Here is a 24,377-nt window from a genome sequence, read left to right on the forward strand (position 1 = left end):
AAACCATGACAAATTGATGGACTCAGAAGATTTAATTCGGGATCCTGCAAACAAGGGTCTACTTTCTATTGATTTATTGGATTTCTTTCCTTCCCTAAAAGTGATTGAGTTGGACGTTTCATCGCTTTTCTATCTTGGATTGATCGTAAAGGAGAAAGAATTCAAAGAAGCTTTGGCAAAGCTAGACCCCACTAGTTTAAAACAACAGGCTGTTGCTTTAGTTTGTAGTGCAGATACCATAATCCCTACCTGGGTCTATATGATGCTTTCTGAAAAACTGCACACCAATGCCGCATATTTTGACTGGAAGGGAAAGTCTGATATTGAATTGGACCTATGGAAACAAAATCTACAGCGTTTCGATTTTGAAACCTATAGAAACAAAAAAGTAGTCATCAAGGCCAATCCAAACATCCCTCCTTCTATCTATATTGAAGCAGGAAGATTGCTTTCTCCGATTGTCCAATCTTTGATGATGGGAGACATTGGGCTTCCCAAAGTAATATTTAAGAGAAAAACCCATTCAACATGAGTGTATTGATATTTAACGGTACGATGGATTCACGACCGGAATCCATAGCCGGTATCCTTGCAAACTACCTGACCCAAAAACTGGATCAGAAAGGAATTGACTCAGAAACGTTCCATTTATCTGAAAGTGGAATCCCTTTGTTTGATACGACATTAAACAGGACCCCAAAGGGAGTGGAAATTATGAATGCAAAGTTTCAGGATGCAGATGCACACATTTGGTTATCTCCTTTATATCATGGAAGTATTCCAGGGGTCATGAAAAACTGCCTCGATTGGATGGAACTCACCTCAAAAAACATCAGACCTTACCTGAGCGATAAAATTGTTGGAATGGTATGCTGGGCTGATGGAGTTCAGGCGATGCAAGGAATCAATGCCATGGAAGCTATTGCAAAGTCACTTCGAGCCTGGCCCGTTCCCTACTCCGTCCCCTTACAAAGAGCCAGCTTAATTCATCCTGAATTACCCTTATCTCTTTCTCAGGAAACTGAAACTAAATTAAACCTGCTTCTGGAGCTGACAGCAGGAAGGAAAATTCAAAAGACACAATAGGAGCATATCCCACCCCCTCCAACCCAGAGTACCAGCACTCTGGGTTTATTTTTGATTTTTTGTAATTTGAAGCATGGAAATTAAAAGTTCAACACTTTTTGAAATCCCTCTCAGCGAGGAAGAAGCAAAGGCTATCGATGAATTGATTCCTATCAAGACCTTTCCAAAAGGAACTGTTTTGTTGAAACAAGGTCAAATTGCCAAAGACTCCTACTTCAACTTAAAAGGCTTGGTCAGACTTTATTACCTAATCGATGGAGAAGAAAAGACCATTCAGTTTTTTACCGAAGGAGATCCTATCGCTTCCCTATCCAGCTACCACCATCAGACACCTTCTCCGCATTATTTGGAATGTGTCGAAGACTGTACCTTGACCATTCTCAACTTTGAAAAGGAGCAGGAGTTAATCAAAAAGGTACCTGCATTTGAATCAATTTGTAGGATTTCCATCGAACAGGAATTTGGCAAAAACCAGGAAGTTCTGGCCAATTACATGATCAAATCCCCTGAACAGAGATATCTCGATCTTCAAAACGAAAGACCAGAATTATTGAATCGTGTTCCCCAATATATTCTAGCTTCCTACCTTGGTGTCAAGCCCGAATCCTTGAGCCGAATTAGAAAACGACTGACTGAAAAAAGGGTCTGAATTCTCAACTCGAATTGCAACATTACCAGCTTTCCTTCCTTTTTGCACATAATCATGGGCGGCAGGTAGTTCCTCGAATGTATAAATTCTATCTATATGAGGACGAATGAATCCTTTTGCCAAAAGCTTTTGAATTCGAGACAAATCTTCTTGATATTGATTTCCTATCCCTAAAATGATCTGTCTGCTATCCTTTAGGATTTTCCCTTTTGCCCAATCTACGTAATCAGAACCAGCAGCATCAATAGCGATATAAACACCTGTTGAAACCAAGCAGTGTTTTAATTCTTGAAATGAGGTTTTTCCAACTGCATTGACTATCAAATCATAGTTTTCTAAGTTGCTTTCTAAGTCTTCTAGATCGTAAGCAATTACTTTGTCCGCTCCCATTCTTTTCACCCAATTGGCATTCTTGGAGCTGCAAACTCCTGTAACATGAGCGTTTTCCAATTTAAGTAACTGAAGAATAGCAGATCCAACAGAACCTGAAATCCCATGAATCAAAACCTTCATATTGGGTTTTACATTAACTTTTTTCAAAAAATCATAGGCTGTCATATAACCAACTGGAACCACAGCTGCTTCCTCAAAACTGACTCCTTCAGGAATCTTCTCCATCGCTTTATCAGAATCTATCAACATATATTCCGAATAAGTACCTGACTCCAAACCGGTTCCACCAAAAATTTTATCTCCTTGTTTCCATCCTTTTACTTCCTCTCCCACTTGTTCTACCACTCCTGCATATTCATGTCCCAAAACAGGATTCTTAGGTTTGAACAAACCAGCAAACAAACGAATTGCAAAAGGCTTTCCACTCCTGATTCTCCAATCCCCTGCAGTTACAGAGGTTGCAATAACTCTAACCAGTATCTCATTTGATTTTGGTGTTGGCTTAGGAAGTTCCTGCATATTCAACACTGAAGCTTCCCCGTATTTTTTAAAAGTAAATGCTTTCATGATGTTTTGTTTTTGATTGATGACTCAAAACTAGAAAGCACAAGGTTCCCAAAAATTGACTTGGGTTAAGATCGTCAAAAAGTCAAAAAAGAAGGTCCCATCACTTCTTAACCGAAGTCAATGTGTACGAAGCAAATACCCTCTAAACTTGTACAAAAATCAACTAGCTATGAAATCATTTAGTCGAAAAAATCAATGTTTATCTGCTGGAATACTATATCTCATAGTAATATTTACTGGACTTTTCAGCGAATTGGGAGTTAGAGAAGCATTTTTCAGCCAAGATCAAATTTCAAATACGATTCAAAATTGGGAATCAAGTTCATTCTTTCTTAGAATGGGAATCGCTTCTGACATGGTCATGGTATTGGCAGACATCGGATTGGCTTGGGTATTTTGGGTTTTGTTTAGAAAGGACTTCCCAGAGCTTTCCATATTAGCCGCATCCTTCAGGATTGTTCAAGCTGCTATGATCGGCTCAAATCTGAATAATCTCATCAAGGTTATCCTAGCACCAATAGATTCTATCACTCTAAACACACTGTATTCTAGTATGGAAGCTCATAGAATGGGGTATCTTATGTCAGGAATTCCTTTTGGAGTGTGTTGTATTTTATTGGCATTTATGATGGTAAAAAGCTCATGGTTTTCAAAAATCCTTGGTTGGATGGTTGGAATTGCTGGAATCGCCTACCTTGTAGATTCTTTCACCCAACTCCTATTTCCAGCTTATGGAAATCTCACCGAAATCTTAATATTGAGCACTGCAGTAATTACTGAACTTACTTTATGTATTTATCTGCTTTGGAATGGGATAAAAAAGAGTGCGAATGAAATTTCACCTTTCGAACCAACAATATGACTTTAGCAGCTTATATACTCAAAAGAAATGGTGTGCCTATGGGTGCTCCTGACTCTCTTCGAAATATGCTTACGCGTTCATTGGGGGCCAAAGATTTTCGAACATTCTGGAATTATTGGAATCCTATTTTCGGATATTTCTTAGCATACAAAATCTTTAAACCATTAAAAAAGGTAAGTTCCGAAGGGATTGCGTTGCTTCTAACCTTTGTTTTTTGCGGTGGAATCCATGATTTGGTCACTTTACTTTATCGGGGAGAAACCAGCTTTCTATTCTCCTGGTGGTTTGCCTTTATGGGGCTGGCTATTCTATTTACAGATTTCCTAGGAGTGAATTTTGCTAGCAAAGTCTGGTGGATACGTGCAAGTAGCAACCTCTTTTTGATTGGAATTTGCTGTTTGGGAGCCTATGCAATCAAAAATTATTTCGGAGTAAGTATACAGTTGAGCAACCTATTTTAGTGGTTCAGACTTTGATCCAATTGATTTAAAAATTCACCAGCGATTTTCAAAGGTCTGAAGATCAACCTATTCTTCATTTTTAAGGAATGTGTTCTTATAGCAATTTCTTTGAGGGAATTGAGAACCTCCAAAGTATGATCTCCTTTATTAATCATGACGCATTCCGCCATCACAGCATGTCCAGCATCTGTAATTTCTGCTCTGGAAGCCACTCCTGATTTATGGAGGTTTTCCAAGACTTGTGTGGCCCAAATAGTAGGCACATGTGCAGCCTCACAAAGCCATGAAATCTCTTCCTGAATCTCAACCAGCCGTTCAAAACCAATTTCAACTGCCAGATCCCCTCGAGCAATCATAACTCCAAACCAAGGTGATTTCATTCCTTCAAGCAATAAATCTGGAAGATGATTGACAGCATCTTTTGTCTCTATTTTTAGAATTATAGCTGGGGTATTGGGCGAAATCTTCTCCATTTCACCTTTTAATAACTGAAGATCTGTTGGCCTCTGAACAAAGGAAAAACCGACGGTATCTGCATGCTTCACTACAAAAGGCAGGCATTCTCGATCAAACTCAGTCAATGCAGGAATAGAGAGGATTGTATCAGGAAAATTAATTCCTTTCTCTGCCTTAAGTCGATCCTTTTTGGAAGAATTCCTTAGAATAAGCAATTGAGCATTCCCATCTTCTAATTTTTCAACTTTAGCCTCAATCAAACCATCATCAATGAATACTAAATCTCCAATTTTAAGTACTTGAACCACTCCTTTCTCATTTGGACTAATTACAATATCTTTTTCAGAAAATCCTTTTCCAGAGTCCGACAACCAGATTTTATCGCCGGTTTTAACTTTCACCCTTCCCTTTTCTTTCCCCTTTTTCAATAGATTGGTTCTAATTTTTGGTCCTGCGAGGTCCATGTGGATTTTACAAGGAATTCCTGATTGCTCGGATTCCTCCCGAATTAATTCGATGATCTTTTCCCACTTCTTTTCATCATCATGAGCGCAATTGATTCTTGCTATCCCCATCCCTTTTTCCAACAATTTTCGAATCAATTTTCTCTCCCCTAAAAAGCCTGAATCTATCGTAACCATCACAGAAGAAGACCAGCCTTTTTGAGGCTTTCCAAACAACTCAGCGCTTGCATTTCGGATTTTTGATTGTCCTGATTCTATCGTTTCCTTTTGATTTTCTAGAAAATCCTGTCCCAATCTTTCAAGGGTAACTTGAATTTGGCGATGGATATGACTTTCGCTACTAGCCAAAGAAGAGAGTCCATTTTTGTGCAAAAGCAATTGAAGGTGCTGAATATCTGTTTTTCGAAGAATCAGATATTTCAAAAAATTTTCAGCAGAACTTTTATGATTGAGATGAATGGTTTTCAATAGCTTTTTGTAAACCTGATCAACATGACTCATTTCACTTTCAAGCTTGATTAAACCTTCTCTAATTTCATCCAAATCTTGGTTCATGAGAATTTTATCTTCCGGTATACGTTATCTTTTAGAACAAATAATTGAGGTATTTAGATCTCCATATTTCTCCTTGTTCATCAGAAAGTTAAAAACTCTTTCTTAGAAAATTCATACTGATTTGAAGCGCTTTCTAAAAATGCTACGTCTCGGAGAGGAATTAAAACTTATACCAACAAAATGCTTAAAAGTTTAACTTCTTTGAAAAAGCTAAAATCCAAAAGCCTAATGGCCGCAGGGATTATGAGTACCACAGTACTAATGACAGGTTGCTTGGATGATCTTGAAACTCCTGAGACTCCACCCGCAGCCTACATCTCAATCTATCAAGGATCTCCTGATGCTCCAGCCATGGACATCTACGCAAATGCAAACAAGGTCAATAACTACCCTCTGAATTATTCAGAAATCTTGGCTTACAGTCCATTTTACATCGGTGAGAGAACCTTTAAATTTTCCACTTTCAATTCTGCAACTTCCCTTTTGGAGAAGGACTTCACCTTAGAAGAAGATGCTGTTTACTCCATGTATGTCATGGATGAAGTTGACAACTTGAATGCGATTCTAGTTGAAGATAGCTGGAATGATCCTGTGGCAGATTCATCTCAGGTTAGATTGATTCACCTATCTCCTGATACGGATGAAGTCTATTTGAAAATCAGTGAAGTTGAAGACCCAATAACTGGTTCGGTTGACTTCGGAAGTGCAACAGAATTCTCGGATGTGATTTCAGACATTTATACAGTAGAGGTCAAATCTGTTGAAACTGATGAAACCTTATTGACAGCAAATAGTATAGAACTTAGAGGAAACAGGGTTTATACTTTCGTATTGAAAGGACTAACCTCCAGCTCTGAAGCTACAACCAAAAGAGATTTACAACTAATTACCAACTATATTAACTACTACTAATCAAGTAGATCCAAAAAAATCCCGAGCCTATGGTTCGGGATTTTTTTTGTCCATTTTTTCAGGTTCATGGGGATTAAAGAATCCTTTCCTTCGAAACCTTTCTAAATTCAATACTACTCACCCTTGCCAAGGGTGCGGTTATTAAAATATCCTCCTATTCAATCCTTCTTAGACCCTAATGTATTGTGAAATAATCCAGCTGAATCATCAAAGGAGAAAGCGATGGGTTTGAAAAGAAAAAGGCCGCCTCAATAGAAGCAGCCTTTGTCAATGGACTTTCAATATTCGGTATTATTCATTAATTCACCACCATTCGATTACTTATTCCCCCCTCCAAAATTCACTTTGAAAGAAGCCCCCACAAATCCAGGATTATCCCCAAAACCAGTGAATTGAGTCAATGGATAGTTGTAAAAAGGCATAAGGAAGTAGCTTGTTTTTTCCGACTGTAAGAGCCTTAGATTCAATCCAAAGTTCATGGTAGCAAAGGGGTAGAATTTGCTCTCAACAGCATCAAGAGATCTACTTTGAACTACATTTTCATTTAGAGTAGTGTAAGTACTAGCTCCATCAACACTAACTTGATTCACAGTAACTTGTCTTGAGAAGGTTGTTTTCAATTCAGCTTTTTGATTGAATGCATAGAAATTGGAAAAACCTGCTTGGATAGCAATCGATTGTGATCGAGTAATGGGGTATTTCACATAAATCGGAATTTCGACTTGTGATTGTCTTACGACCACTGTCTCCGTACTTGGAGGAGCTACATTTGCAGCAAATGCATTCGAAAAGTCAGCATTGAGTACCATAGAGGCTTCATTTTGCTGATTCAATAAATTGTAACCCAAACCTGATCCCAAGGTGATTTTACCCGGTAACTCTAAATCCACAGAAAGTCCCAAGCCCAATGAAGAACTTGAAACATTGGCTCCATTTTGTTGACTAGCTCCATAACCCGGTGCTAAACCCACTCCAAAAGTCCAATCTGATTTTTCTTTCGGGATTTCCTTTATTTCTGATTCTTCTTTCCAAGCAATCAAAGGAGTCGTCTCTTCTGTTTTTGGTTTTTCTGGAACTAATGATGTTTGAAGATCTCCGCTAGTTACCTCAGTTTTTTCCTGAGCAGGCTTCTCATCAACTTGAGCAATTGCTTTCTCTACTTCCAGAACTTCTTTTTTCTCAGTATTGCTAGAATTGACATTTTCCTCCTGGCCAGAGTTAACCTCCGGTGGATTTTTGGCACTACCCTTATCCTCTTTTTTGGATGGGTTTGAAGGTTCTTTTTCCGAAGAGGTAGTTCTATTTTCTGATTTAGAATTTAAGTTTTCTGCAACTGTATTTTCAAACACCTTTGAGTTGGCTTCACTTTTTTGATTTTCAATTGGAAATGAAGTTTCACCTCCCCCCTCATTTTGATTGGAAGATTCAATTGGTGATTCTACCGATTCCAAAGAGAAAGAATTCTCTTCCTTGACTGTGGTATTTTGATCATGAACAACCTCCTCAGTCAATAATTGATCCTCTTGAAGTTTCTCTGTGGTATCAGCAATAAAATACACCGCAGCCAAGAGCAATAGCGTCGCCGCCACTCCACTTGCCCATCGTAGGAACACCTGCCTACTTCCTGCCTTTCGCCTTTGATCAAAGGCTTCCCATGCTCCTTCATAGTAAGGATGGGATTCGCTTTCCTGATATTTTTTCAGGGAGTCGGCTATCTGTTTGCTTAGCTTATCTTCCTGCATATTCTTTTAAATGAGTATGAACTAGCTTGCGAAGTTTTGCTTTTGCACGAGCTAGGTACACGCGGGATGAACTTTCGGTGATATTGAGTTTTCCCGCTATTTCTTTATGACTGTAACCCTCCACTTCGTAGAGGTTGAATACCAGCTTCTGATCATCAGGGAGCTGATCCAAGATTGCTATCAGATTTTCATAAGCCAAATCCCCTAAGGCATTGACTTCATGAAAAACTTCCGTTTGTTCGTTGATTTCTAATTGTTCTCGGATTTTTTTATTCTTCCTATAGAAATCAATGGCTGTATTGACTGTTATCCTCCGAAGCCAAGACTTGACTGACTGGAACTCCTCAAAGGACTTAATCGAACCGAAAAACTTCATGAATGAATCGTTGACAATCTCCTGAGCCAAATCTCGATCTTTGGCATAGGACAGACTAATCCCCATGACATAGCCATAGTATTTTTTGAAAAAATATTCCTCATGTTTGGCTGACCGCCGTTTGCAACCGTCGATCAGTTCTTTGTCAGACCAATTCAATACTGTAGAATTACTTAATCCTTGGGGTTGTCTGTATTCAAACGCTTCATCCCTTGAAGCAGGTTTCGGTTATCTATATCAGAGCAGGGCTTGTTCTTTTTCAAAGGCACTACTTCCTTTTGCGCTTTTTTAGTATCTAGGCTCAATTCTCGACCGGCCTGGACTGCAAAGCTGCAAAAGAACAGTAATAATATCCCTCGAAAAAATAATCCTATGTTTCTTTTTTAAGGGAGACGAGAAGAAAATTCAGAGCGCTACACGAAAAATTAAAATAAACCTGAATTATTTAATAGAGCCATCCCAATCAATCGGAATCGAAAAAGGATCCAAAATACTATCCACTAAAACAGAAACTTCTTCTCTGGACAATTTTCTATCAGCAGAAAAATCAATATTTAAGCCTTCTGAGTCTGCGATTTTCAACAAATCCTCCCATGTCAATTCAGGCTTAACCATTTTCAAAAACTGTTCAAGCTTTCCCAAAGTCAAATAATCTCCAGAAGCACCCCAAAACCCATCAAATTGGGAATAATACGTTTTCAAACCGGAAACCAATTCGTATTCAGTTACCAGTCTTTCAGGGTAAAACCAAGTTTGATTAGACCAGAGATAAGGAACTCCTTCTCCTTTTAGAATCCCAGTTGCTCCTATCTTTTGCATGGCCTGAAAATGCTTATTCGCAGGATTCATATCCAAGAATGGCATGATATATCCATTTTGATTTAATAGAACCTCTTGAACATCACGAATGGAAACTTGATTCAATTGCAACTTTTTCGAAGAAGCAATTGCACCCAAGACTCCAGAGGCCTGACCGATTCCCAACACAACGGGTTGAAGACGTGAAGCACCATTAACAATATTTGATACAGAAATACTTTTCTCTGCTAAAATCAAAGCTGGATGGTTTTCTGGAATCAAAGCTCCCAAAGGAACATTATAAGAAGGGACTCGGATTTTAATAAAATCAATTGCTGGAGCATCCAGATTTTTCTTATGATGGTGGTCTATGGTATAATCTCCTACCACTACTCCTGTTCTATATAATGGACTTGGGGCCTCATAGGGAGTTCGAACGAATGGAAGAGTAAAGTCAACCAAGCCATGAAACCTTCTAGACTCCCGATGATATGGAATCATAGGAAGATTATCCTTTGAAGGATATTCATCTTCAGCTATTCCCAAATTCCTATATCCCAATTCATGCTGGATATAGTAAACAAACCGCAAGCTTGCTTGCTTAGCCTTTTCTAACTCAACCTCTCTTTCTTCAGGACTCAACTCCACTAAATTCACATAATAATCATTCCCACAATTGGGCCAATTGATCATGTATTTACCATTGGGAAGCTTTCCGTAATCAATCATTTTTCCACAATCCAAGGTTGGATCATTATCAGATATAGGGTCCGCATGTGCACAGGCACAGGCAAATTCTGCCGGATCATAATTAGCGGGTTTAGGAATCGTCTTATCTACTCCTTTCCCATAATCCTGAAGAGTCACCACATAGGTCAAGTCTTGAATTATGTCATTTGAAAACTCCGGAGCAAACTCCTCCCCAATTTCATCTCTGGCATCCATTCCTAATCGATAAGGAAGTCCTAGCGAAGCCGCAATATCCCCTAATTCTGTAGCATCAATTAGAATTGGAGCTGATACCTTAATCATTTTCCCATCCTTCAGATAAGCTACATTCCAAAGTCCTTCAGAATACTCTGCTACTTTCCACTCACTCTGAAAAGAAACCGTCAGGCTAGGAATTGATTGGGTGATAGATTGAAAAATTTCATTTCCTACATGTGGCTCAAAAAGTGTATTGGAAACCCAACCTGTAGCCATCGCCTGTTGAGATCCATAATGAGCCACCAAACTATCCCTAAACTCTCCCCAAATACCTGAAGGAAGTCGATGGTTCCCGTCAATAGCAGACACCCCTGCCGAGGTCAACATACCACCTAACCAAGTAGTCGGTTCAATGATCAAGGTTTTGGATCCCATCCTACCTGAAGTGATGCCAGCTGAGGTTCCACTAGCTCCACCTCCAACGATAATCAAATCAAACTTTTCTTGAGAAAACAGGGGTTGACCTATCAAAAGGGCCAAAAAGAACACAATCTTAAATTTCATTCGGATTAATTGTCATTTTTAAAAAGGATTCACATGCACCTATCAAGGCTGCATCTTCTCCTAATAAGGATTTTTGTATGGAAAGGTTTATTCCATAGTTACTCAAATAATCATTGGTATAAGGCAAAAACAAAGAGCTTGCATTGGAAATTTTTCCACCCAAAACAAGGAGCTGAGTTTGTAGTCTAATCACATAAGGAAATAAAAACTCTCCCAAAGTTTTACCAAATTCCTCAAATACTTGAGTGGAGATTTTTTGATCAAAATGAGGCGAGGTTAGGTCTTTGACACCTTTGATTTTGATATCAAACTCTTTTTGGACAAATCCTAAAAACCAGGCAGTTCCTAGATAATCCTCTGCAATTCCTTGCCGAAAAGGTGCCGTCCAAAGTTTAGCATCCTTCACCACATCATCTATATGAATCGCAGAACCAAGTCCAGTCCCTAAAGTCAAACCAAGCGTATTTGTAAATCCCTTTCCCATTCCTGCCAAAACTTCCCCTTTCAAAAATGCCTCAGCATCATTGGTAAAACTGATTTGATTTGGTGAGATTTCAAGAGATTCAGCAAGTAAATTTTTAACTGAAAGTCCAAAAAGCGACTTCATTTTTCCCTGTTCGGAAATTAGAGAAACTCCATTTTCATAATCATAAGGGCCAGGCATAGCTATTCCTATTTGAAGTTCCCTAGAACCACGTGAAACTTCTCTAATAACATTTACCCAATCATTGATTATATCATTTGCACCTTGGGCTGTGTCAACTGAATCATCTGCTCTCCTGCCAAGAGAAACCCCTGTTTCATTTATTAAAATTTCAGCTACAGAAATATGAGATCCCCCAATATCAACTCCTATGATCATTCTTAAAAATCTATTTTAAAATTGGAATGGGGATAAAAAAACAGAGGTTTTGAACGAATTCAAAACCTCTGAAATAATTTAAGTAAGAGAAGGATTAATTACCTCCATCCCACCACATTCTAGTAGCGAAAAGATCTCCTCCCATTCTAGAAACTGCTGAAGAATAATTCTCAGGATTAGAACCAATTTCATTTTCCCAATATCTCATTCTTCTTGGAATGAAGTTTCCTTCAAAAGCATTTGCATCTTGAGTCGGAGTCAATTCAGGATAGCCCGTTCTTCTCCAGTTAGCCCAAGATTCGATATCGTTCATAAAGGTAGCTGCCCAGTATTCCTCACCGATCAGCTTCAATTTACCTTCATCAGAAGCACTTGAAAAACCTCTACCAGCAATGTAAGCACTGATTTCATCATCTGTTCTAGCGAAAGAATCATCGAAATAAACCCATGAATCAATTGCCGCAGTTACACCAGCTTCGAAGTGGCTATTTGGATCAGAAGAAATCCAACCCTTCAAAGCAGCTTCAGCTTTCAAAAGCTCAATCTCTGCATAAGAAATCAAGTAGTAAGGGTCTTCCCAATCCTGATATTTCAAGTTCATAAAGGAATACATCCAAGTACCAACTTCGTTGAATTCTGCCAATTCTGAATCTGATAGGATTTCTTTCAAAGTAGTTGAAGAATATCCATTAGGCAATCCAGATTGAGCATCTTCAGCAGTATCCCATGTAGAAGCATCATCAGGATTACCTGTTCCACCAGACACGATCATCAATCTTGGATCATTATTGTCTATCATCCAGTTCATAAATGTTTCAGACAATTTACAATCTCTTCCATACTTTCTGTTTCCCCAATATCCATCACTTAGACCATTTCTATTGATAGCTTGAGGTCCTGTTTCAAAGTGAATAAATGCGATATCATCGTTAGATGTGAAAGTTCCACTAGAGTTAGCTTCAGTGAAAACTGCTTGGGCAGTAGCAGGGTCTACATTACTCATTCTCATAGCAATTCTCATCAAAAGAGCATTTGTAAACTTCTTCCATTTTGTCAAATCGCCAGAGTAAACGAAGTCTTGAACACCCAGTGCTCTTGCAGATTCTGAGAAAAGGGATCTTGCTTCCAAAAGGTCAGCAACCATAGCGCTATATACGGCCTCTTGAGTATCATACTTAGGGAACCAATATTCCGCTCCTTCCAAGCCTTGACCAGCTTCAGAATAAGGAATATCACCATAAATATCAGTCATTCGGTGCATATCAAACACTTTCATCACTGTGGCAGCAGCTCTAAAATTGTTCATTGTTGGATCATCTTGAGTCTGAAGGATCACATGTTGGAACAATCTTAAAACATTTGGATAGTGAGTTTCCATATAGGCTCCACTATATGCTGCGCTATAAAAGTATTTATCACCGCTAAAGTAGCCAGCAGTAGATGCTGTATGCTGAATCATGGTAGAAGCATAAAGCATAGGAATCCTTGTATTCTCATGCTCACCAGCAATTCTCAATGTACCCAAAGAGAATAAATAAGCCATATCTATGGAAGTGGCAGAGTTTTCATCCACATTCAAGTCCAATAGTGCGCTCTCCTCACATGAAAATAGGCCTAAGGTACCTGCCAACAATAAGGCTGCAAGTTTATTATTGAATTTCATTTTTTTCATATTTTTTGATTGAACCATTGGTTAGAATGTAGCCGATAGATTAAATCCAAAGCTTCTGTTGGTTGGCATACCAAAATATTCCAAGCCTTGATTGTTACCATTTACTGCATAAGCAGATTCAGGATCAACGTTTGGAACTTTAGACCAAAGAAGTGCTAGGTTTCTTCCTACAAATGACAAAGTCAAAGATTGAATAGGAGTTTTCCCAAGGACACTCTTAGAGAAAGTGTAACCAAGATTCAATTCTCTTAATTTTCCGAAAGCAGCATCGTATACAATGTTCTCTGTTACTCGTGCATACGCCTGATAGTAATTATCCAAAGTATAGTTTGCTTGATCTGAAGGATCTGCGCCAATAGTTCTGGTTAAAGCCTCTCCATTAGCATCTACTCCTGTTACAGTTAAAGTACCATCTCTACCTACCAAAGTCTCTTGGTGAAGACCATTAGAATATGCATAGTAGTTAGTACCTGAAACTAGGCTACCGCCTTTTCTAAAGTCAATCAAAGCATAAAGCTTAAATCCTTTGTAGCTGAAGGTGTTACTGATACCACCAGAAATTGGGTGACGTCCCTGAGCAATTGTTTCATATCCAGCGGTTGTCACAGGATAGCCATTGTCATCATATACCTTTTGACCATTGATTTCCAATTGCTTATAACCGGTAATCATACCCAATGGCTCACCAACAATGTGGCGAATTTGATCTCTTTGAAGGCGGCTATTACCCAAATTGATAAATTCAATTGGTTCACCAGCTGCATTTGTACCCAAACTCAAAACTTCAGATTGGTTATTTGCATAGTTGAATGAAACATCCCATCTGAAATCACCAACAATCGGAGTAACATTTAAGAGTAATTCAATCCCTTTGTTTCTTAGCTCACCGATATTCACAGTGGTAGATCCAAATCCAGAAGTACTAGAGATTCCAGTATTTAGAATGTCATCTTTGGTTAATCTGTTGTAATACGCGACATCCAAGCCAATTCTGTTGTCAAGGAATCTCAAATCAGCACCAAATTCATATTCAGTAGAAGTATATGGCTTCAAAGTAGAGTTAGGAATTGATCCATTGTTGATCTGTCCCAATACTCCACCTAGGTGTCCGTTCCCTACCAATCCATAAGTTAGATTCAATGCATAAGGATTTGGTGCTCCGCCACCAGCTTGTCCCCAAGAACCACGCACTTTCATAAATGTGAAGAAATCAGGAAGAGTTACCATATCTGAGATCACCGCACTAAGTGAAACAGAAGGGTAGAACAACTTGAAATTGTCTGGAGACAAAGTAGAAAACTGATCTTCACGTGCAGTAAGCCCTAAGAATATCATATTCTTATAATCAACATTTGCAGAAGCAAAGTAAGAGTTGATTCCGTACTCTGAGAAACCATAGGTAATAGTTGGAGCAGCAACGTTTCTCACACTATGCCAGAATGGGATAACCAAATCATTACCTCCACCTCTTAAGCTTTCGGCAGTTCTTCTCATTCTGTTTCCACCGACAAAACCATCTACAGTAAAGTTTCCAAACGTCTTATTGAAACCAATGAATAAATCAGCATTATCCTCTCTGATAGTTCTTTCAGTAACATTGTAATCACCTCTTGGCTTATATGCCGTACCATATGGTTCGGAGCTATCGTCTACCCTAGACTGGAAATCCAATCCAATTCTACCTCTGACATACAACCAGTCAGTGATATCATATTGCAAAGAAATATTACCTAAAATCCTATTGGTCTTATCAAATCTATAGAATTGATAGGCTGCCCAATATGGGTTCGTTTGATAGATACTTTGCTGATATCTCAATTCAGATCCATCTTCCAAAGCTCCCAATTTATCAGTTGGGCCTTTGATAATATCCAAAGGAATATGACCTGGCTTAATCAACATTGAATAGTTAGCATTTCCAGGTGAATCAGATAAACGAGGTCTGTTCTTAGCTTCTTGCAAAGAATACTGACCAGAAACACCAAGCGTGAATTTCCCCAATTTACTATTCACGTTAACGTTCGCTACTCTACGCTTAAAGTCAGCGTTTGGCATAATGTCACTATTGGTCAAATCTGAAAGAGAGAATCTATAATTAGTTGTCTCATTTCCACCATCAAATGCAATAGAGTTAGTCAAAGTTGATCCTGTCTTATAGAAATCAGAAAGGCCTTCTCCTGTAAATGAATAAGGAACAGTAGAACCATCAAAAATTGGAACTTGAGTTCCATCATACATTGGTCCCCAGCCATTGGTAGCGTCTTCCATTGCTTCGGAAGCGTTGGTAGATTTTCTTCCATCACGCCCAGAACCGTAAGTTCTCTGCCAATCTGTTTGATCCCAAATATTATCGAACATGATATTAGAGGAGAAAGTCACCCCTACACCTTGTCTTGCTTTACCACTTTTAGTAGTAATCAAAATAACGCCATTTGCAGCTCTTGCTCCATAAAGTGCAGCTGCCGCATTACCTTTCAAAACCGACATACTTTCGATGTCATCAGGAGAAATGGATGCTAGACCATCTCCTGCATCATTTCCTCCCCACATACCTGCGTTACCAAGGTTACCTGACTCGATAGGAATACCATTGACCACATATAGCGGCTGATCATTACCAGTCAATGAAGATCCTCCTCGAATTACTACTCTAGTAGAACCCGCAGCTCCAGTTGCAGGAGGGGTTACATTAACACCAGCCACCTTACCAGAAAGTGCATTACCAGCATTAATCGCACGCGCTTGAGTAAATCTGTCTCCATCTAGCTGAGTTACAGAGTAACCAAGTGCTTTTTTGTCTTTTTCCAAACCAAATGCAGTCACCACGACTTCATTCAATTCTGAAATATCCTCAGAAAGAGAAACGTCCAGAACTGTTTGATTTCCTACTGGAAATTCTTTTGGAGTAAACCCAATAAAGGAAAAAACCAATACTGAATTTTCATTAACACTGATGGAATACTTTCCATCAATATCTGTGGTAGTACCTGACTGGGTTGTTTTATCCAGAACAGTTACACCGGGGATGGGCAATCCATCCGCTTCACCCGTGACGGTTCCCGTCACGAGTCGGCTTTGGGCATAGGATTGCATACTGACTAGTATAAGCAACACTATACCAAATGAGAGTGATAAAATTTTTCTCATAATTGGAATTAAAAGGTTAGAAATAAATTGAATTGGGGTATTGTAAATTCAGAAACCATGAGTGATAAGGCTTATTTCCAAAAATGCGTTTATGATAAAATAAATTGAACAATTTGAATTAAAACAAAAGATTCGTTTAAATAATTGAGGACTAATATTTTAACAAAGAATTTAATTCATTAACCAAATCTAATTGCATAAATCTAAAATATTCAGAATTTAATCAAAAACCTTTGAGAAAAAAATTTATAAAGAATAGTAGAGATTGAAAATTTATTTTTCATTATTTAAAGAATAATATGATTTTATACATGAAATGAACCAAAATTTAAAGACTTTTGAATATCTCTTCCTAAGATAGAAAATTCTTTAGATTAGATCATAAGGACTAAAAAATATAATTTTTCAAAAAAATAAGGCCTTGGATTACTCCAAGGCCTTATAAAAAATCTTAACCGTTTAGGTTCTTTTTTTTATTGATCCCACCACATTTTGGTAGTCCAAGTATCGCCACCCATGGAAGAAATACCACCAGCCAATCCATCAGGATTTGTGGTGCTTTCTGATGCTGGGTACAATTGTCTAGTTGGAATTTGACCACCAGAGAAGTTACCAGTATAATTCACTGGAGTTAACTCAGGGTAACCAGATCTTTTCCAGTTGTTCCAGGACTCAACAAAGTTTGCAAACAAACCAGTAGTTGCCCAGATTTGCTCATTGATCATTTTCAAAGAAGCAGCCTCACTACTAGTATCCAATGGGTTAGCAGCAGCATAAGCTGCAGCTTCAGAAGCAGAAACGCTTCCACCACCAAATTTGCCAATTGAGATCAAAGCACCTTCAACTCCAGCAGCATAATAGCTAGAAGCAGTTCCAGAAACGCTATATCCTCTTGCAGCTGCATCTGCCAATAGCAATTGAACTTCAGCATATGTCAAAATAAATACAGGAGCATCTCTATCTCTGTAGATAGCGGTAGGTCTAGAATATGCACCAATAGGAGCTACATCATCACCAGAACCGGTAGCTCCAGGGTAATTTGGCTCATTGGACACATCCGTACTTCCGCCTTTCAAATCATAACCATTAGGCAGACCAATTTGAACTTCAGGGCTATTATCACCTGCAGCACTACTTTTATTTGCAGCAAGACCAGCCGCTGGAACTTCAGCCACGATGGATAATCTTGGATCATCAGTTGACTTTAAAAAGTCAATTAAAATATTTGACCATCTTACTTCGTATACGTCATCAGTTACATTCAATGCATTTGCACTTGTGTTAGAGTATCCGTTATTCTGATCAGAAACCAACACAGCTTCATCATCGGTAGATGCAAAAACACCTCCAGCGATAGCCTTAGATACATAAGTTTGTGCGGTAGATGGATCTACATCAACCAATCTCATTGCCATTCTTAGCATAATAGAATAACCTAATTTTCTCCATTTTGCGAGATCTCCACTATACAAAACATCATTTTTGATAGCGTCACCAGAATCAGAAATTGAAGAAATCGCATTATCCAAATCAGAAAGCATTGAAGAATAAGCTGCTGATTGAGAATCATAAACTGGAGTGGTAATTCCATCTTCAGCTTGTAAAGCTTCAGAGTAAGGAATATCACCATATACATCAGACACGAATGAAAGTGTCAAAACCTTCCATATCTCACCAACGGCTGCAAGGTTGGTAAAACCTTTTTCTTCAGCCAACTTCTGCATTTGATAAACCCTAGAAGCAGAAGAGTATCCGTTACTCCAAACACTTTGGATATAACTGTTTGTACTTCCAGATGCTACATATTTATCAGCATTGGAATAGTAGTTTGCTCCACCTGTAGAAGTTGAAGCCATTACTTGAACCCACATACTTTGGAACAAAATTGCTCCAGTATATCCTGTCATCGTGTTTCCATAATTATAAGAAACAGTCGGCAAGATCAAATTAGGATCAAAAACAGAGGCACCAGCACTGTTGGGGTTTGTGTTGATATCAGCGAAATCGCTGTCACATCCCGCCCCAGTCAATAGTAAGCCCGATAGCAATATGCTTATATATTTTTTCATAATTAGTTCAGTTTAAAGTTCAGGTTGAAACCGAAAGATCTTGTACTAGGAAGAGAAGTTCCTTCAATACCTGTATAGTTGATATTTGAACCAAAGCTTGCTTCTGGATCAATGTTCTTGGCTTTTCTCATCAAGATTGCTAGGTTTCTAGCTACGAAAGAGATATCCAAACCTTTGATTACCGGAGTATTTCCAAACCAGCTTGCTGGAAGCGAATAACCCAAAGTCATTTGTCTCAATTTGATGAAATCACCATCAACCACAGAAGTACTTGTGATGTTCTGAGCCAAGGCTTTGTAATAATCTTCCGCAGAAGCAGTTACTCCACTATTGGTAACACCTGACTCTCTACCTTCCAATGTCACTTGATTCAAACCTCTGAAAGTTGAGTAGAATTCAGTAGCAGAAAGAACTTTGTTACCGTAGTTATAGTCAATCAAGAATGAGAAAGAAACACCTTTGTAGTTGAATTCGTTATTCCAACCTCCATACAAAGTAGGAAGAACTGTTCCCATATTGATCAAGTCACCTCTAACAGGAAGACCTGCCTCGTCAACAACGATACTTCCGTCAGCATTGTACTGATAATCGTAAGCTCTGATTTGAGGGCCAGCTTCACCCACTACATAAGCAGTAACTGCATTACCTAGAGTTGCTCTGTTTTGTCCCAAGTTCACAGGGTTGTTGTTCTCATCAGTACTCAACACTTCATTTTTCACTTTTGTCAAGTTGAAAGAGGAAGTCCAAGTAAAGTCAGCAGTTTGGATTGGCTTACCAGTCAATAATACTTCAAGACCTTTGTTCTGAATAGAACCTGTCGCTACTACAGCACTACTGAAACCAGAAGCAATACTCAAACTAGCATTCATGATCTCGTTGTGAGTAGTCTTGGTATAATATGCCATATCCAAGCCCAATCTGTTGTTGAAGAAGTTCATATCTAAACCGATTTCAATTTCATCAGTTGTAAATGGCTTCAAGAACAGGTTAGGAAGTGAAGTTGGAGAAGAACCAGCTGGAACACCTGCAAAAGAGTTTGCAGAAGAATAGTAGAATTGATTACTGTAAGCAACACCTGGATCACCACTAGTAACAGCATAAGAAGCTCTCAATTTACCGAAGTCCATAGCAGGAATGTTCAAGAACTGATCGAACAAAAACGCCATAGACACAGATGGAGAGAAGATACTGTTATCATCAGAAACAGGGCTAGTCAATGTACTATATACATCATATCGACCAGTAGTAGATAATGTTAAGAATTCTTTGATACCGAAATCCAAAGAATAGAATCCTGAATGTACCTCAAGCTGAGAATAAGAATATCCTCTAGAGAATGCCTCAACGTTGAAAGGAGAATAAAGGTAAGGCAATACAAAACGGCTACCACCAACACTTACTCTTTCATATTTATTCTTACGGATATTTCCACCAATTAATGCATCCAACACTAATCCTTCAGTCAAATCAACTTTAGCTCCGAAAATACCATCGATGTTCAATTCTGATCTTGCAGATTGACCTCTAGAATTTAAGTTACCTTGAAGGTTTGCAGAGTAAGCCAATCCATAAGGATCGATGCTATAGAAATCATCATTAGAAACGTCATTACCGATTCTAACCATTGCATAGATATTTTCAGTAAAGCTATACTTAGTGGACAAAGCAGAAATAGTTCTCTTTCTACCCAAGTCATTGATTCCTTGATTTACGATGAAATAAGGGTTAGTCACGTAGATATCATCAGAGAAAACTGTCTCAGCTCCTGTATCTGCATTGTATCCTGGAGCAAAAATGCTTTGAGAAATGTTTGGTGCCAAGAACAAGAAGTTGTTCGGGTTTTTAGGACCATCACTCAAGAAAGGAATGTTGGTAGACTTTTGATCAATGTAGTTTACCATTGCAGTCACATTCAACTTATCAGTGATGTTTTGGTCTACATTTAAGTTCAAACTCAATCTATCCATTCCACTGTTTGGAACAATTGACTTAGAATCCAAGTTGGAAACGGACATTCTGAAAGAACCATCAGTTCCAAGTCCTTTTGATACAGAAACCGTATTTGTAAAGTTAGAACCAGTTCTATAGAAATCTAGGTAAGTATCGCTAGTTGGCTCGTATGGATATTGATTACCATCAAACCCAATTACTGAACCACCCATCAATTCACCCCAAGCCAAACGGCCAGTAGTTTGAGCATCAGTAGCAGTAGTTGGTCTTTGACCACCTGTACCTTGACCATATTGATTTTGGAAATCCGTGAAATCAACTGGATTTTCCACCATATAGTTAAGGTTGTAGCTAGCTGACCATTCGCCACCTTTTTTACCTGATTTGGTAGTGATCAAAATCACACCATTGGAAGCTCTTGTACCATACAAAGCAGAAGCTGCCTGACCTTTCAAAACGGTCATAGTTTCAATATCATCTGGAGAAAGGTTACCGATACCGTCACCGTTATCGCTACCACCCCACTGACCAGCAGATCCTCTTTGGGTGTTATCCATTGGCACACCATTGATTACATATAGAGGAGAACCTGTACCATTGATACTTGGGGTACCTCTCAAAGTAATTTTAGAAGTTCCACCTGGACCAGAGTTAGTGCCTTTCACTACCAAACCAGCTACACGGCCAGCTAGGGAGTTTGCTACGTTGGTTTCACGAGCTTTAGTCATGGTCTCACTTCCTACTTCAGTCAGAGAGTAACCTAATTTTTCTTTCTCTTTACTGATACCCAATGCTGTCACAACCACTTCAGAAAGCTCACTAGCATCTTCTTCAAGGTTGATGTTAATTTCAGATTGGTTACCTACGGTTACTTCTTGAGAAGAATAACCGATAAACGAAAATACCAAAATTGAATTTGGCCCCACAGTAATGGAATACTCACCGTCCACATTGGTAGTAGTTCCTGTCTGGTTTGATTTGTCTAAGATTGTAACTCCCGGCATTGGCAAGCCATCCGGAGAGGCTGTTACAACGCCTTTGACAACCCTAGTCTGAGCCTGTGTCAAATTGACAACACAGATCAGCATAACCAGAGTAAAAGTAATTGATAAAACTTTTCTCATAGCTGGTAAATAAAGGTTTGAATTGAATTAAAATTTGTTTCCAGAAACACGGAAACATGTGTTTGAATTGGGTGTAAAATTTTCCTCATAGAAAACAGTTTACAAAGAATAATTGGTCTTAAAATATCTCGAAAGACTAACCGATTCACCATGAATAATCTTGAAAATCGGACCGTGTACAATATCTGATTTGGTAAATCTAAAAATTCCTAAAATCAATCAAAAGATATTTAATATTTTTTTTCCCTAAAAAATTAATCTTTATAAATTTTTTTTAAAAAGTATCTTATTATAAAATTTTATTTCGATTTAATAAAAAGAACAAACATTAAATTTTTTCCTTATTCAATTTTATAGAAATAAAAAAATCGGCTAGCATTAAAACTTATTTAATTTTAATCTTAACGAAGCTAGAAACCTAAAAAATTAAAAATAGTTTTTCAAACTATATTTCTTGTTTTTCATACAATAAAAAAGCCACTCCGATTCGGAGTGGCTTTCATTATACTTCTGACGATATTTTTATCGGATAAAAAGCATTTCACGATACTTCACCAATGGCCAAGACTCATCATCAACCAATAGTTCTAGTTTATCTACCGCATATCTGATCTTGTCAAAGTAAGCCTCCTTTACATCTTTTTGATATCCTTTAGCTCTCTTAACAACATCCTCTTCTTTATTCAGTTTCTTTCTTGCATCGATCATTGCAGTCACATTAGATTTCAATGACTCAACATGCTTAGAAACTTCCTTAATAGTTTCTACTGCAGCAGAATGATCCAATCCTAGTCCTTTCAAACCATTTGCATTTTGTATCACTTTATTTTGATAAAGAATAGCAGTAGGAATCACATGATTCAATGCCAAATCACCCATTACTCGAGCTTCGATTTGAACCTTCATGATGAAGTTTTCCAATTGGATCTCATGACGTGCATGCAATTCTAAAGCATTCATCACATTGTGACGCTCAAAGATTTCTTTTGTTGCTTTTGCAGCATATACATCCAAAGCTTCTGGAGTAGCCTTTAAGTTAGAAAGACCTCTTTTTGCAGCTTCTTTCTCCCACTCTTCAGAGTAACCATCACCTTCGAATCTTACTTTCTTAGAATCCTTGATGTATTTTCTCAATACATTAACGATGGCGATTTTCTTCTCTTTACCAGCTTCGATTTCTTTCTCGATATCTTTAGCCATTGTATTCAATGCCTCAGCTACGATTACGTTCAAAGTAGACATTGGACCAGCACAGTTAGAACCAGAACCTACAGCTCTGAATTCAAATTTATTTCCTGTGAAGGCAAATGGAGACGTTCTGTTTCTATCAGTGTTATCAAGAATGATTTCAGGAATCTTAGAGATACCCAATTTCATATACATGTTATCACCTTTTTCAATCTTGATGTTTCCGTTTTTCTCCAACTCATCCAATACTCCGGTCAAAGTCTCACCCAAGAATACAGAGATGATAGCAGGAGGAGCTTCGTTAGCACCCAATCTGAAATCATTACCAGCAGAAGCAATACTTGCTCTTAGCAAATCAGCATTGTCATATACTGCCTTGATAGTAGCTACCAAGAATGTCAAGAACTGAAGATTTTCTCTTGCAGAGTTGCTTGGTTGGAACAAGTTAACACCTGTATCAGTGATCAAAGACCAGTTGTTGTGCTTCCCAGAACCGTTAACTCCTGCGAAAGGTTTCTCATGGAACAATACCTTCAGACCGTGTCTTTCGGCAACTTTATCCATCATATCCATCAACAATTGGTTGTGGTCAACTGCTTTGTTGATTTCTTCGAAAACTGGAGCAACTTCAAACTGACCTGGAGCCACCTCGTTGTGACGAGTGGAAACAGGGATACCCAATTTATGAGCTTCGATTTCGAAATCTACCATGAAATCCTTTACACGGGTAGGAATAGAACCGAAGTAATGATCTTCTAATTGCTGACCTCTAGCAGGGTTGTGACCATATACAGATCTACCAGCCATTACCAAATCAGGACGAGCATTGAAAAGAGCTTTATCAATTACAAAGTATTCCTGCTCCACACCTAGTGAAGGAGTTACTTTGCGAACATTTCTATCAAATAGTTGACAAATTTGAACAGCAGCTTCATTGATTGCTTCCAAAGACTTCAACAATGGAGTTTTGTAATCCAATGCTTCACCAGTATAGGAAACGAAGATGGTTGGGATACAAAGTGTATTGTCAAAAATAAAGATTGGAGAAGAAGGATCCCATGCAGTATAACCTCTTGCCTCAAAAGTGGAACGAATACCACCGTTAGGGAACGAAGATGCATCTGGTTCTTGTTGAACCAAAGCAGAGCCTTTGAATTTCTCTAATCCAGCGTGAGCATCAAAGAAAGAATCATGTTTTTCTGCAGTAGAACCAGTCAAAGGCTGGAACCAGTGAGTGTAGTGTGTAACACCTTTAGACAGAGCCCAGGTTTTTACAGCAGATGCTACCTCTTCTGCAGTTTGTACATCAATTTTGCTACCCTTATCGATAGCTTCCATTACCTTTTTAAAAACTGAAGGCGCCAAAGACTGCTTCATTTGATCTGTACCAAATACGTTAGTACCAAAGAAGTCTGAAATTTTTGGAGAAGGCGGAGTGACTTTCACTCGCGGTCTAGCCTGAACAATTCCCAAGGCTTGCTGTCTTAGTGTTGCCATATCTACAATTTGCGGTTTAAATTTACCCTAGCAAAAATAGAAAAATACTTGTTCTA

Annotated in this window: 17 protein-coding genes; 6 read left to right on the forward strand and 11 right to left on the reverse strand. The window is 38.5% G+C overall.

Annotation, left to right across the window (positions count from 1 at the left end; all coding sequences use genetic code 11):
- Window positions 1–16: 16 nt before the first annotated feature.
- The 3 genes from BUF13_RS05135 to BUF13_RS05145 all read left to right on the forward strand — a co-directional run bounded on the left by BUF13_RS05135 (window position 17) and on the right by BUF13_RS05145 (window position 1,735).
- A complete protein-coding gene (locus tag BUF13_RS05135) occupies window positions 17–532 on the forward strand; it encodes a DUF2480 family protein (protein ID WP_073570640.1) in 516 nt (171 codons plus the stop codon).
- Window positions 529–1,086 (forward strand): NADPH-dependent FMN reductase, encoded by a 558-nt coding sequence (locus tag BUF13_RS05140; protein ID WP_073570641.1) that lies wholly within the window; start codon window positions 529–531, stop codon window positions 1,084–1,086. The genes BUF13_RS05135 and BUF13_RS05140 overlap by 4 nt, the downstream gene beginning before the upstream one ends.
- 73 nt (window positions 1,087–1,159) lie before the next feature.
- Complete coding sequence (locus BUF13_RS05145) at window positions 1,160–1,735, forward strand: Crp/Fnr family transcriptional regulator (protein WP_073570642.1); 576 nt, start codon at window positions 1,160–1,162, stop codon at window positions 1,733–1,735.
- Here the strand turns inward: BUF13_RS05145 and BUF13_RS05150 are convergent.
- Window positions 1,661–2,695 carry an NAD(P)-dependent alcohol dehydrogenase gene (locus BUF13_RS05150; protein WP_073570643.1) on the reverse strand — a complete coding sequence of 345 codons (1,035 nt, stop codon included), beginning with the start codon at window positions 2,693–2,695 and terminating at the stop codon, window positions 1,661–1,663. The two genes, BUF13_RS05145 and BUF13_RS05150, sit on opposite strands and share 75 nt — an antisense overlap.
- 169 nt (window positions 2,696–2,864) lie before the next feature.
- Between BUF13_RS05150 and BUF13_RS05155 the strand changes: the two genes are divergently transcribed.
- Entirely contained in the window at window positions 2,865–3,557 is a 693-nt protein-coding gene (locus BUF13_RS05155; protein ID WP_073570644.1) for a DUF4386 domain-containing protein, read from the forward strand.
- Window positions 3,554–4,018 carry a hypothetical protein gene (locus BUF13_RS05160; RefSeq protein ID WP_073570645.1) on the forward strand — a complete coding sequence of 155 codons (465 nt, stop codon included), beginning with the start codon at window positions 3,554–3,556 and terminating at the stop codon, window positions 4,016–4,018. Before BUF13_RS05155 ends, BUF13_RS05160 begins: the two co-directional genes overlap by 4 nt.
- Here the strand turns inward: BUF13_RS05160 and BUF13_RS05165 are convergent.
- Window positions 4,015–5,493 (reverse strand): pyruvate kinase, encoded by a 1,479-nt coding sequence (locus BUF13_RS05165; RefSeq protein ID WP_073570646.1) that lies wholly within the window; start codon window positions 5,491–5,493, stop codon window positions 4,015–4,017. The genes BUF13_RS05160 and BUF13_RS05165 overlap by 4 nt on opposite strands.
- A 180-nt stretch (window positions 5,494–5,673) precedes the next feature.
- On the opposite strand from BUF13_RS05165, the gene BUF13_RS05170 reads away from it, so the two are divergent.
- A complete protein-coding gene (locus BUF13_RS05170) occupies window positions 5,674–6,405 on the forward strand; it encodes a DUF4397 domain-containing protein (RefSeq protein ID WP_073570647.1) in 732 nt (243 codons plus the stop codon).
- Window positions 6,406–6,722: 317 nt separating this feature from the next.
- Here the strand turns inward: BUF13_RS05170 and BUF13_RS05175 are convergent, their stop codons facing one another.
- From BUF13_RS05175 to BUF13_RS05215, 9 genes are all read right to left on the reverse strand, one after another.
- Window positions 6,723–8,147: an outer membrane beta-barrel protein gene (locus tag BUF13_RS05175; RefSeq protein WP_073570648.1), complete on the reverse strand. Its 1,425-nt coding sequence runs from the start codon at window positions 8,145–8,147 to the stop codon at window positions 6,723–6,725.
- Window positions 8,134–8,682 (reverse strand): RNA polymerase sigma factor, encoded by a 549-nt coding sequence (locus BUF13_RS05180; RefSeq protein WP_073570649.1) that lies wholly within the window; start codon window positions 8,680–8,682, stop codon window positions 8,134–8,136. The genes BUF13_RS05175 and BUF13_RS05180 overlap by 14 nt, the downstream gene beginning before the upstream one ends.
- Before the next feature lie 282 nt (window positions 8,683–8,964).
- Entirely contained in the window at window positions 8,965–10,812 is a 1,848-nt protein-coding gene (locus BUF13_RS05185) for an FAD-dependent oxidoreductase (RefSeq protein WP_073570650.1), read from the reverse strand.
- Complete coding sequence (locus tag BUF13_RS05190; RefSeq protein ID WP_073570651.1) at window positions 10,802–11,674, reverse strand: ROK family protein; 873 nt, start codon at window positions 11,672–11,674, stop codon at window positions 10,802–10,804. The genes BUF13_RS05185 and BUF13_RS05190 overlap by 11 nt, the downstream gene beginning before the upstream one ends.
- A 94-nt stretch (window positions 11,675–11,768) precedes the next feature.
- Window positions 11,769–13,346, reverse strand: coding sequence for a SusD/RagB family nutrient-binding outer membrane lipoprotein (locus tag BUF13_RS05195; protein ID WP_243839700.1), 1,578 nt, complete (start codon window positions 13,344–13,346; stop codon window positions 11,769–11,771).
- 21 nt (window positions 13,347–13,367) lie between these two features.
- Window positions 13,368–16,493 carry a SusC/RagA family TonB-linked outer membrane protein gene (locus tag BUF13_RS05200; RefSeq protein ID WP_073570652.1) on the reverse strand — a complete coding sequence of 1,042 codons (3,126 nt, stop codon included), beginning with the start codon at window positions 16,491–16,493 and terminating at the stop codon, window positions 13,368–13,370.
- A 473-nt stretch (window positions 16,494–16,966) separates the two neighbouring features.
- Complete coding sequence (locus BUF13_RS05205) at window positions 16,967–18,562, reverse strand: SusD/RagB family nutrient-binding outer membrane lipoprotein (RefSeq protein ID WP_073570653.1); 1,596 nt, start codon at window positions 18,560–18,562, stop codon at window positions 16,967–16,969.
- A gap of 2 nt (window positions 18,563–18,564) precedes the next feature.
- The gene (locus BUF13_RS05210) at window positions 18,565–21,636 is read right to left on the reverse strand and encodes a SusC/RagA family TonB-linked outer membrane protein (protein WP_073570654.1); all 3,072 of its coding nucleotides are present in this window, start codon (window positions 21,634–21,636) and stop codon (window positions 18,565–18,567) included.
- Between the two features lie 522 nt (window positions 21,637–22,158).
- Window positions 22,159–24,321, reverse strand: a complete 2,163-nt coding sequence (locus BUF13_RS05215; RefSeq protein WP_073570655.1) for a glutamine synthetase III family protein — start codon at window positions 24,319–24,321, stop codon at window positions 22,159–22,161.
- Window positions 24,322–24,377: the final 56 nt, after the last annotated feature.

Source organism: Algoriphagus zhangzhouensis, from assembly GCF_900148515.1.
Classification (GTDB): domain Bacteria; phylum Bacteroidota; class Bacteroidia; order Cytophagales; family Cyclobacteriaceae; genus Algoriphagus; species Algoriphagus zhangzhouensis.

Coding starts and splice junctions, on each gene's coding strand:
- BUF13_RS05165 (WP_073570646.1), bottom strand. CDS start 5,493: ATGAACCAAGATTTGGATGAAATTAGAGAAGGTTTAATCAAGCTTGAA.
- BUF13_RS05145 (WP_073570642.1), top strand. CDS start 1,160: ATGGAAATTAAAAGTTCAACACTTTTTGAAATCCCTCTCAGCGAGGAA.
- BUF13_RS05215 (WP_073570655.1), bottom strand. CDS start 24,321: ATGGCAACACTAAGACAGCAAGCCTTGGGAATTGTTCAGGCTAGACCG.
- BUF13_RS05210 (WP_073570654.1), bottom strand. CDS start 21,636: ATGAGAAAAGTTTTATCAATTACTTTTACTCTGGTTATGCTGATCTGT.
- BUF13_RS05155 (WP_073570644.1), top strand. CDS start 2,865: ATGAAATCATTTAGTCGAAAAAATCAATGTTTATCTGCTGGAATACTA.
- BUF13_RS05160 (WP_073570645.1), top strand. CDS start 3,554: ATGACTTTAGCAGCTTATATACTCAAAAGAAATGGTGTGCCTATGGGT.
- BUF13_RS05135 (WP_073570640.1), top strand. CDS start 17: ATGGACTCAGAAGATTTAATTCGGGATCCTGCAAACAAGGGTCTACTT.
- BUF13_RS05175 (WP_073570648.1), bottom strand. CDS start 8,147: ATGCAGGAAGATAAGCTAAGCAAACAGATAGCCGACTCCCTGAAAAAA.
- BUF13_RS05195 (WP_243839700.1), bottom strand. CDS start 13,346: ATGAAAAAAATGAAATTCAATAATAAACTTGCAGCCTTATTGTTGGCA.
- BUF13_RS05200 (WP_073570652.1), bottom strand. CDS start 16,493: ATGAGAAAAATTTTATCACTCTCATTTGGTATAGTGTTGCTTATACTA.
- BUF13_RS05185 (WP_073570650.1), bottom strand. CDS start 10,812: ATGAAATTTAAGATTGTGTTCTTTTTGGCCCTTTTGATAGGTCAACCC.
- BUF13_RS05170 (WP_073570647.1), top strand. CDS start 5,674: ATGCTTAAAAGTTTAACTTCTTTGAAAAAGCTAAAATCCAAAAGCCTA.
- BUF13_RS05190 (WP_073570651.1), bottom strand. CDS start 11,674: ATGATCATAGGAGTTGATATTGGGGGATCTCATATTTCTGTAGCTGAA.
- BUF13_RS05140 (WP_073570641.1), top strand. CDS start 529: ATGAGTGTATTGATATTTAACGGTACGATGGATTCACGACCGGAATCC.
- BUF13_RS05205 (WP_073570653.1), bottom strand. CDS start 18,562: ATGAAAAAATATATAAGCATATTGCTATCGGGCTTACTATTGACTGGG.
- BUF13_RS05150 (WP_073570643.1), bottom strand. CDS start 2,695: ATGAAAGCATTTACTTTTAAAAAATACGGGGAAGCTTCAGTGTTGAAT.